The 4,012-nt window shown below is 57.2% G+C and carries 4 protein-coding genes; 2 read left to right on the top strand and 2 right to left on the bottom strand.

From position 1 onward, the window contains the following. Positions 1–301: 301 nt before the first annotated feature. A complete protein-coding gene (locus JFV26_RS01695; RefSeq protein WP_201189183.1) occupies positions 302–2,350 on the top strand; it encodes a PAS domain-containing sensor histidine kinase in 2,049 nt (682 codons plus the stop codon). Between the two features lie 196 nt (positions 2,351–2,546). Then, positions 2,547–2,885 (top strand): putative quinol monooxygenase, encoded by a 339-nt coding sequence (locus JFV26_RS01700; RefSeq protein WP_201189185.1) that lies wholly within the window; start codon positions 2,547–2,549, stop codon positions 2,883–2,885. 27 nt (positions 2,886–2,912) lie between these two features. Here JFV26_RS01700 and JFV26_RS01705 read toward each other — a convergent pair whose 3' ends face one another. Both JFV26_RS01705 and JFV26_RS01710 read right to left on the bottom strand, forming a co-directional pair. Further along, complete coding sequence (locus JFV26_RS01705; protein WP_201189187.1) at positions 2,913–3,293, bottom strand: response regulator; 381 nt, start codon at positions 3,291–3,293, stop codon at positions 2,913–2,915. Positions 3,294–3,393: 100 nt separating this feature from the next. Continuing rightward, positions 3,394–4,011, bottom strand: a complete 618-nt coding sequence (locus JFV26_RS01710; RefSeq protein ID WP_201189189.1) for a response regulator transcription factor — start codon at positions 4,009–4,011, stop codon at positions 3,394–3,396. Between the last annotated feature and the right edge of the window lies 1 nt (position 4,012).

Below are 4,012 nucleotides of genomic sequence, written 5' to 3' on the forward strand. Positions count from 1 at the left end.
AAAACCTGCGTCTCTGGAATACTCGTTGCATGCCCCAGTCAGTAAAATCTGTCGAGATTGTTCTGCATCTGGCTTTCGAAATACGCTATATCCTTCCTACCGCACTTGAATGCCGTCGGCGTGTAGTCCGTGGCTCGAGATCAGGCAAGCCCGTCCGTAGAAAGATAGTGCGATAGTTCGCGTGTGGCGGCTATCAGACGGGTGGACACTCGGCTCATATCTTCGTATGAACTTGCTAATCGGCATTCAGTGATCGCATCCCGGCCCCAGACAAAGGTTGTATGGCATGAGCGACAGCATGATGATCGAGTCCGACCTGGGGTCGGACGTTCTCGATTTGATCCATGAAAGCATTTTTCTGCGCGACCTTGATGGCCGCATTCTCTATTGGAACAAGGCCTCGCAAGAGTTATACGGGTGGAGCAGCACAGACATCATTGGACGCGTCGCCCATGAATTGCTCACCTCCGAACATCCCGACTCGATAGTCTGTCTTGAAGCCCGCGTACGCGAAACCGGGCGCTGGGACGGAGAGTTAAAGCGCACCACTGCAAGCGGTACCCAGGTCATCATTGAGGCACGCTGGTCGATTCGTCGGAACTGCCAAGGCATCCCCATCGGCATCGTCGAGACCGGGCGCGACATCACCGCTCGCAAAGCCACCGAGAGGGTTCTCACGGAAAGCGAGCACCGCTATCGCAACTTGTTCCAGGCCATGGCCGCATCCTTCTGGGAGCTGGACTTCACCCTGGTCGGGGTCATGGTTCGGGGCTTGTTCGCCAGCGGGGTGCAGGATTTGGGGCAGCATTTCATCTCGCATCCCGAATTGGTGCGCGAGATGATGCTCGCCACCCATGTGCTCGATGTGAACGAGCAGACCGTGACGCTCTTCGGGCGTGGAAACAAGGATGAGTTGCTCGGCTCAGTCGAGCCGTTCTGGCCCGAGTCAAGCACTCAGGTTTTTGCGCAAAGTATCGTCGCGGCGGTCTCGCGCAAGCTCAACTACGTGATGGAGACCAAGCTGCGGAACATCGACGGCCGCGAGTTCGACGTGTTGTTTACCGCTTCCTTCCCGCCGGAAAACATGCAGAAGGGCATCCTCATGGTCGGTGTGATCGACCTTTCTGCACGCAATCAAGCGTTTGCCGCCATGGAGCAGAGCGAGTTTCGCTACCGTAATCTGTTCGAGGTCATGGCCGTGTCGTTCTGGCAGCTCGACTCCAGCGGCCTCAACCGGATGTTCGCTGAGTTGCGCACTCAGGGCGTCAGCGATCTGTCCGCTCATATAGACGAGCACCCCGAGTTTATTCGGCAGGCTATGGACGTCTGTGTGGCCATCGACGTGAATGAACGCACGCTGACGATGTATGGCGCCACGGAGCGAAGCCAGATGCTTGGCCCGATTACCCGATTTTGGGTCCAAGGGCACTACGAGGCGTTCCGACGCAGCATGGAAGCGGCCTATCGTGGCGAACCTGGTTATCTGGAGGAGACCAAGACACGTGCCCTGGATGGTCGTGAAATCGACGTGCTGTTCTTCGTCACTGCACCACCACAGATGCGAGCCAAGGGTATGGTGCTGGTTGGCAATATCGATATCTCGGAACTGGTCGCTTCGCGGGTGGCATTGGAAGGCATGCAATCGAATCTAATTCACGCGGCGCGTATTACGATGCTCGGCGAGTTGACTGCCTCGATAGCCCATGAAGTCAACCAACCGCTGGCGGCGATTACCACCAACGGTGAAGCCGGTTTACGCTGGCTCAACCGCCCGGAACCGGATGTCGGTGAGGTGCGCGACCTGACCGTACGGATGGTGGCCGATGCGCGCCGCGCTGCCGACATCATCTCCCGCATACGCGGCATGGCTTGTCACGGCACCTCGGAACGACTGTCCTTGCCGCTGAATAATGTGGTCAAGGAAGCGGTGCAGTTTCTCCGGCACGAACTGCAAGCGCAGAACGTCGAACTGTCGTTGATCCTGGCGCAGCATCTGCCACGTATCTGTGTCGACCGCACCTTGCTGCAGCAGGTCATCGTCAATCTTTCAATCAATGCCATGCAGGCTATGGAGCAGGCACAAGTCGTAGACCGGCGCATTTGCATTACCACCGCCAGTCTGGATGCCACCACTGTAGAGCTGGTGGTCGAGGACAACGGGCCGGGGATCGCCAAGGCTGATCTTGATCGTCTGTTCGACAGTTTTTTCACCACGAAGAAGACCGGCATGGGGATGGGGCTGCCCATCTGCCGCACGGTTATCCAAAGCCACGGCGGCAGCATCCAGGCCAGCAACAACACGCAGACCCGCGGCGCCCGGTTCACCGTTACGCTGCCCGTGGCAGGTTGACACCCCGTGTTTTATACGAACGTTTACCCGACCCATTCGCATCGACGATGGTGTGGTGTCATGTATCACGCCATCATCGTCCCGCGTACCGAGCTTGGCCATCGCGGCTTATCACGCAGGGGTCATCAATAGAGTCTTTGTCATCGCTTGGCAGTGCTGAGCCGCACATCAGAGAACCATTATGAATCGGCAGCCTTTGACCAAACTCGTTTTGATTCATGCCCGTCCGGACCGTCTACCAGGGTTGTGGCAATGGTTGAGTGACTCGGTTACGCGTACTCGGGAAATCGATGGTTGCCTGCACTGCCAATTGCACGTCAGTTGCCGAAGTCCACAGCATTGGATCATTCATGGCGTATGGAGCGGCGAAGATGCACTGCAAGCGGGTCTGACGCAGGAACTGCAACGTGCTTTCGAGGGCATGCTCGATAGTCATGCGTTGTTGTCGATCATGATCTACGGTGATGACGGCTGTTTACCACCGGTGGATTTGCTCAACGATATCGAGCCCGTATCAGAGGACCCAATGGGCTGACGATAGCACTGGCATCTGTTTGGTCGTTCAGTCCAGATCCTGGACTGCCAACGCCATTTCTACGCAATTGAGCAGGATCTGCGCCTCGAATGGTTTCTGTAGCAGAGACATCGCACCGCTGGCCCGCGCGTGGGCGTGAATATCCTGCTCGGTACGCGCTGTCATCAAAATCACCTTCGCCTTATCGTCAGCAGCTATCAGAGTGTGGGTTAGATCGATGCCGCTCATACCGGGCATCTGGATATCGGCAATAACGCAGGCGAAGCGCAAGGTATCACCAGAGTCGAAAAAAAACTCGGCGCAAGCAAAGTGTTCAATCCTGTAGCCCATCGAACGCAGCAGGCTGGAGGTCGCCAGACGCAAGGATTCGTCGTCGTCGATAATGGCTATGAGAGGGGCATGCGTCACTATGAAGGTCCTCAGTGCGAGCACCCCGGTAAAACCGGTGCGTGTCGCGACTCGTGAACAGCATGCCTGAGTACGTGAGCCGTTTAAATCATACAGAGGTTCATGTTGGCAGACTTCCGTCCGGCTGCAGGTGCAGTGCGCTGGCCATCTTCACCAGTTCGGCCAATGAGCGTGCGTGCATTTTCTGCATGGCATGGCCACGATGGATCTTCACTGTGATCTCGCTCAACCCAAGCGTCGCGGCCGCCTGCTTGTTCATCTTGCCGGCGGTGACCTGCGCCATCACTTGTCGTTCGCGCGGGCTCAAGCTGGAGAATCGATCGCGCAGTTGTGCGGTATCGCGGTGCTGCTGGCGTTGCAGGCGATCCTTGTCGATCGCGGCCGCAACGGCATCCAACATGTCCTGATCACGAAAGGGTTTGGTCAGGAAGTCCACGGCACCGGCTTTCATGCTGCGCACAGACATCGAGATATCGCCGTAGCCGGTCATGAACACCACAGGGATCGGGATATTCAATTCAAGCAGCTGACTCTGGAAGTCCAGCCCACTCTTGCCCGGCAGGCGCACATCCAGTACCAGACAGGCCGGACAATCCGGTCGCTCGGCACTCAGAAAGTCCTGTGTCGCACCATACAACCGGGTGGCGATGCCAACCGAGCGAAACAAACTGTCGAGCGCACTGCGCAGTGACGCGTCGTCATCGATGATGTGCACCAAC

It is taken from the genome of Pseudomonas sp. TH31 (assembly GCF_016650815.1).
Lineage (GTDB): Bacteria > Pseudomonadota > Gammaproteobacteria > Pseudomonadales > Pseudomonadaceae > Aquipseudomonas.

Bases quoted from the DNA above. Each gene is read 5' to 3' on its own strand.
- JFV26_RS01695 (WP_201189183.1), top strand. From the start codon at position 302: ATGATCGAGTCCGACCTGGGGTCGGACGTTCTCGATTTGATCCATGAA.